The sequence below is a fragment of the Bradyrhizobium sp. MOS002 genome, assembly GCF_003020115.1.
GTDB lineage: Bacteria > Pseudomonadota > Alphaproteobacteria > Rhizobiales > Xanthobacteraceae > Bradyrhizobium.
This window is the reverse complement of the sequence record NZ_PYFX01000050.1, coordinates 1-5187: the sequence shown is the minus strand read 5'-3', so window position 1 is coordinate 5187 and position 5187 is coordinate 1. Positions and strand designations below refer to the sequence as shown.

The following is a 5187-nucleotide window of genomic DNA, read 5'->3' as shown; positions in this document are numbered from 1 at the left end:
TAGCGCCGCCTGCGGCGACGAAATGGACGAGTTCCTCTGCCAGCCGCACAATCAGGACGCATAGCCAGTAGATAGCGCTCTTGAACAGGATCGGCTGGAGCATTGGCGCGCCGTCGAAGCGACGCATGAAACGCATGTTGTCGGTTACCAAAACGGCTTTCCCGACTAGCAACGCCGCTACCAGCGAGGTGAAGAAGCCGCTGAACTCAATGCCGTGCTCCTGCAGGATCAGGCGTTTAGTATACAGGATCAGGTTGAAGCCGACGAAGAAGAAGATTGTCGGCGGAAGCGCATGCTTCACCTGTGTGAGCCACCAAGCAATGGCCCGCCGCGAGAGCGCTGCCGGCGCTGAGCTAACAATGGCGGGTTGTCTCATATGATACCTCCCAGTGATTGCGCCGAGCCACCGACATTGCCGAGGCCTGTACCAAACTGGCAGACGAACAGGATGAGCCGCCGCTCGATTAACCAACGGGAGCCCGTGCGCCCCTGTTGCAAATTTAGCACGAATGGTTGGAAAGCAGCGATGCCGTACCATTTTGCATTTGCGTGAGATGGACCCGAATTCATCCCGGTAATAGCCTCACCGACATAGCTGGTTGCGTTCCTGTTGCGGCGGGGTTCGCGTGAGTATTCAGATCACAGTTTTGAAAGTTTTGGCGGGCCACCCTCAGGGCCATGCATCGCTTGCAGATCTGAAGCAGTATCTCGCGGTCCTGACTTGTAGCGGGGCCGACTGGTCTCAAAGAATGAAGCGGCTCGCTGCACGTGCGCCGGAATTGGACATTTTCACCAGCGGCTACGTGCTACGAGAGCCCAGCGGATGGCAAATCACGGCGAAAGGCCGTGAATTTCTCATCTCGATTGAAGCGCCATTGGCCGAACCGGCGCTCACGCCAGTCGCGCTGCTGGAGCCGGTTGTTTGCGAAAAGACCGACCTTCCGACCAATGTCGTTCGATTGGTAGATCATAAAGCTCAACGACGGAGGCCCGCTGCGGCCTGAAGCTTAGCGCAATCAAGTCGCCGCGCTTGGCACCGTCCCAAGTCAGGTGCGGCGACCGACAAGGCCCGGTCCACGAACTCGAACGCTCCAATCGGCTGCCGCCAATGCTCCGAACTTCGCGGCTATCCCTACAAGCGCAGCCATCTGGTCACACGGCGGCCTAACAAGATTTCAATCCACGATCCACCGTCAACGTGGTTGCCGGGTGAGCCACCCGCACCCCTTGGATGACGAAAGGCCGTTCTGGGTTTAGTTCATGTGTTGGCGGCAGTCGTATAACGACCTTGATTTGCGTCAAGCGACCGTACCCCGAAGCGGCTGTCCTATCCGCCGAATGGACAACCGGCTCGCCCCCTCCGTTGTGCCGGGCACCTCGTCCGCCCCAATCTCAGCTAGAGTCTCCGTCACTATGTCATTCTTCACGGACCGTGACCTCGAATGCCTCGCCAGGTTGAAAGCAAACTGGCGTCAGTTCTATTGCGGTGAAGTCAAGCGCCTGCAGAACGAAGACGCTGACAAACGTTGGAGCGGCAAGATACTGGGGCCCCATCACGTCTCCAGTGTCCTCACGGTAACTCCGTGGTCGAGCCGATCCATCCGAAGGCCATGCCGGCGATCCTGACGACCGACGAAGAGCGCGACGTGTGGATGCGCGCACCATGGGAGGAGGCCAAGGCGCTGCAGCGGCAACTGCCAGATGATGCGCTCAAGTAGTGTAGATCTTAGAGATAGAGCGCCTGCTCGCAGCGAGCCCGGCCAAGACGCGCAACGATTGCCGGCTTGTCACGACGGAGCGTCATGCGCGTCCGTTCACGTAGATGAACGTGGAGGGTTGATCCAAGTCAAGGGCGCGTAGCTCCCGCGCGTGAGGATTCAGACAAACCGCGGTTCGGCGCGATACGCAGGTTTCCGCGGTCCCTGTCTGAATGAAGGAGTACGCCTAATGCTGCGTCAAATTCTCATCGCATCGGCAGCTGCAGCCATGCTGCTGGTAACCCTCACTCCCGACGAAGCCGATGCTCGCGGTCGCGGCGGCGGTGCTTATCGGGGCGGTGGAGGCTATCGCGGCGGCGCGGTAGCAGTTCGAGGGCCTCGGGGTGGCGGCGCCGTGGCAGTGCGCGGTGGGCGCTACGCCTATCGTGGTGGGGCCTATCGCGGCTACGGCTATCGCGGCTATGGTGTCGGAGCGGCAGCGGTAGGCGCGGCTGCCCTTGGTACCGCTGCGTACCGCAGCAGTTGCTACGATGCGTACGGGAATTATATTTGCGCCTATTAGTCGCTCGATAGCGCGGCTTGGCCCCCTGTGTGCGCAAGCGCTGACGGTTACCGTCCGACGATGGCGACCCTGCGTCATCGGTCGCCAGGTACTCTGGGCGACGTGGCCATCGGGGGGGCTGGCCGCCTAGCACCTCATTGATCTGCATCGAGCGATCTTGCGGTGCGCTGAAAGGATTTAGGAATCGTTGAGTAGAGGAGCAGTACACAGATGAGTGACCTTGTCGTAATTGCATTTCCGACCGAGGCGAAGGCGGAGGAAGTTCGTCGAAAGCTGCTGGCCATGCAGAAGGAGTACTTGATCGAACTCGGCGATGCCGTGATAGCGGTCAAAGACAGCAGCGGAAACATTAAACTAAACCAACTAATTAATACCACCGCTGCTGGTGCGGCTACTGGCGCCTTTTGGGGCACGCTGATTGGCCTGATCTTTCTGATGCCACTCGCTGGGGCTGCCCTCGGCGTTGCGTCCGGCACGCTCAGCGGATATTTAACGGATGTGGGCATCGACGACAAATGGATGAAGGAGACCGCCGCCGCTGTTCAACCCGGGACCGCGGCGCTCTTCGTACTGGTGCGCAAAGTCACGGCAGACAAGGTTCTTGAGAGGCTCAAAGGCGAAGGCGGCACGGTGCTAAAGACTTCTCTCGACCACACTAAGGAAGCCGCGTTGCAAGCGGCGCTTGCGGAGGTCAAAGCGACGGTACCGGCGGCTGCGCCTCCTGATTTGCCGGGCGTTTGAACCGATTGCAACTGTCTGCCGACGACACTCCGGCCCAATCTCGGGTTGGCCTAGGCCACTTCGGCGGTGCCGCTGCTCCAGGTGCAGTCATTGTCTGGCTCCGGGTCGTTTCGGGGGGCCGGGAGCAAGTTGCCGAAGCATAATGCTGCCGCCTGATGATGCGCCGGGAGAGGCGCGCAGGTCCGCTGCCCACATGCACGGCCACGGCCCAGGCGCAAACCTATCGCAAGGAGACGGTGCGCTGCTTCCGTTGTGCTCGGCGCTCTCCTCGCGAGTCGTAGCGGCTTGCCTGGCGGACCGGCCGAACGAACCGATCTCGCATGGGCACCAAGGCACGAGACCCATTTATGGCGCGCCTGGCAGACCGGGCAGTTTACCGGTTCGCTGTTGCGGCGTGGAACGCAGCCGCATGCTCGGCTCCCAGGACCGGCGCAGCGGTGGCCGACGTTCGGCGAGGCGCTCAATGCCGGCTACCGCTATATCGCAGTGCGCTGCCTTGGCTGCGACACTAACCAAACCGTTACCCTGGACATCGCGGCGGCCGAAGGCGATGCCGGTCCATGAACTGGAGCGGTACATGCGGTGCAAAGACTGCTCGCAGGTCCGGGGCTAACGCTGTAGATTCGCAACCAGATCTCCGGGGTCGCGCGGGCCATCAACACAAGCGGTTGCATTGACCCCGGCGTGAGTCAGCCTGCGCCATTCTGATTCACAGGAGACTGGCCGCGGAATGCCCGCAGCCAACGCATGGTGGAGCGGGTGCCCCCCGTCCAGACCGCTCCGGTCACTACCGGAGTGGTTCGTGCCTCTTTGGCTCACCGCCTACCTGGATTCGGGCGTAGGCCCGTTTAATGAGCTAGTCGAACAACTGGCCGTCCGTGCTTTAAGCCTAAGCGCGATCCGTCCAGCCGCGGCCTTCCCATCCTGTTCGCTTTTGGAAGATCCTTCTCCCGACCGCAGCTGGGTTTTGCGGGGCGAACCACGAACCATTTGTGGCGGTGAGGAATATTCGTCTGCCGCGTGGTGCCCCTGCGGTCGGCCCAGACCGCTCAGCGATAATGAACTTGATCGGATTGCGCCGGAGTGTCCGCGACTCGAGAGGTGCCATCAATTGGCAATTGCTGCTGGTGAATGATGCCCCACGGACCCAGCGTGACAGGTACATGGTCAGGTCTCGGGGACGCTTCGGACGCTATCAGAAGCGTCTGCGCGTTGCTCCGGCTCCGCGCACTGACCCCCGCGGAAATGTTGGCTACGGACTACCGGGCCTCCCTCCAGTTCCATTTTGCCCCAGCCCCGGAACCTTTGCCAATCAACAGAGTAAAAGCTGCCGGTGGGCTTGGCTGTTTGACCTCTCGCGCCCGCCCGTTCGTAGGACCTCCGATTGGACTTAGCGGTGAGGCGACGCTGTCGCAGTGCCTCTTTCATACACGAGGGATCCAGCATGAAACGCATAGTCGTGACCGGCATCGTTCTTCTCTCGCTCTCTTCTGTGGCCGAGGCGCATCGTCTCTCCGGGAGCGCCACCTACTACGGCGGGAGTGACCGCCTGTGCGGTCGCCGAACAGCGTCTGGGGGCGTACTCAACTGCGCTGCAATGACGGCCGCCCACCGGACGCTGCCCTTCGGCACCGTACTGATGGTTCAGAGCGGTGGCCGGTCGATCCAGGTCACGGTAAACGATCGGGGTCCATTCACCGGCGCGTTCCTTGATCTATCGCCTGCGGCCGCGAGTGCGCTCGGCTGTCGCTGCACCCATCGCAACGTGACCGCGACCATTGTGCAAATGGGATCCGGTGGGACTTTGGTCGCGAGCCGCAACCGTCAACGTCCCGTCGCTGCGGCAGCCATGCCAGTATTCTTCCAACCGACCGAGGATGTCATGCGTCCGTTGGGAACGTTCGGATCGTCAATGGCAATGGCTCCTGCGCCGCGTCATCACCGTCGCCACTAGTACAGGAGGCAGCCCGTGGCATTGCGGCGAGTTGCCATATGCTCGACGGCAGAGCCATAGTCAAATCGCATATCGAGGAGCCCCGTGATGCGGCTGTCCAGTTTGGCTATCGTCGCGCTTATCGTGGGTGCCTCCAACCCAACTTATGTTTCTATCGCGATGGCAGCTCCAGAATGTTCAAGATCGATGGAGCTGGCGGATTGGGGAGAGAA

The 5187-nt window shown here is 61.1% G+C and carries 4 protein-coding genes and 2 pseudogenes; 5 read left to right on the top strand and 1 reads right to left on the bottom strand.

The window, feature by feature from the left end:
* Window positions 1-376, bottom strand: a 376-nt coding sequence (locus tag C7G41_RS36615) for a hypothetical protein (RefSeq protein WP_199198795.1), incomplete at its 3' end; no start/stop codon positions are given.
* A 250-nt stretch (window positions 377-626) separates the two neighbouring features.
* Between C7G41_RS36615 and C7G41_RS37225 the strand changes: the two genes are divergently transcribed.
* The 5 genes and pseudogenes from C7G41_RS37225 to C7G41_RS36590 all read left to right on the top strand — a co-directional run bounded on the left by C7G41_RS37225 (window position 627) and on the right by C7G41_RS36590 (window position 4975).
* The gene (locus C7G41_RS37225; protein ID WP_146159901.1) at window positions 627-1004 is read left to right on the top strand and encodes a hypothetical protein; all 378 of its coding nucleotides are present in this window, start codon (window positions 627-629) and stop codon (window positions 1002-1004) included.
* 573 nt (window positions 1005-1577) lie between these two features.
* Window positions 1578-1718: pseudogene (locus C7G41_RS38965) on the top strand (SOS response-associated peptidase); the annotation flags it as partial.
* A gap of 772 nt (window positions 1719-2490) precedes the next feature.
* Window positions 2491-3021: a DUF1269 domain-containing protein gene (locus C7G41_RS36600; protein ID WP_106947048.1), complete on the top strand. Its 531-nt coding sequence runs from the start codon at window positions 2491-2493 to the stop codon at window positions 3019-3021.
* A gap of 347 nt (window positions 3022-3368) precedes the next feature.
* Window positions 3369-3631 (top strand): annotated as a pseudogene (locus C7G41_RS38680) (hypothetical protein); the annotation flags it as partial.
* Between the two features lie 834 nt (window positions 3632-4465).
* Entirely contained in the window at window positions 4466-4975 is a 510-nt protein-coding gene (locus tag C7G41_RS36590) for a septal ring lytic transglycosylase RlpA family protein (RefSeq protein WP_199198794.1), read from the top strand.
* Window positions 4976-5187: the final 212 nt, after the last annotated feature.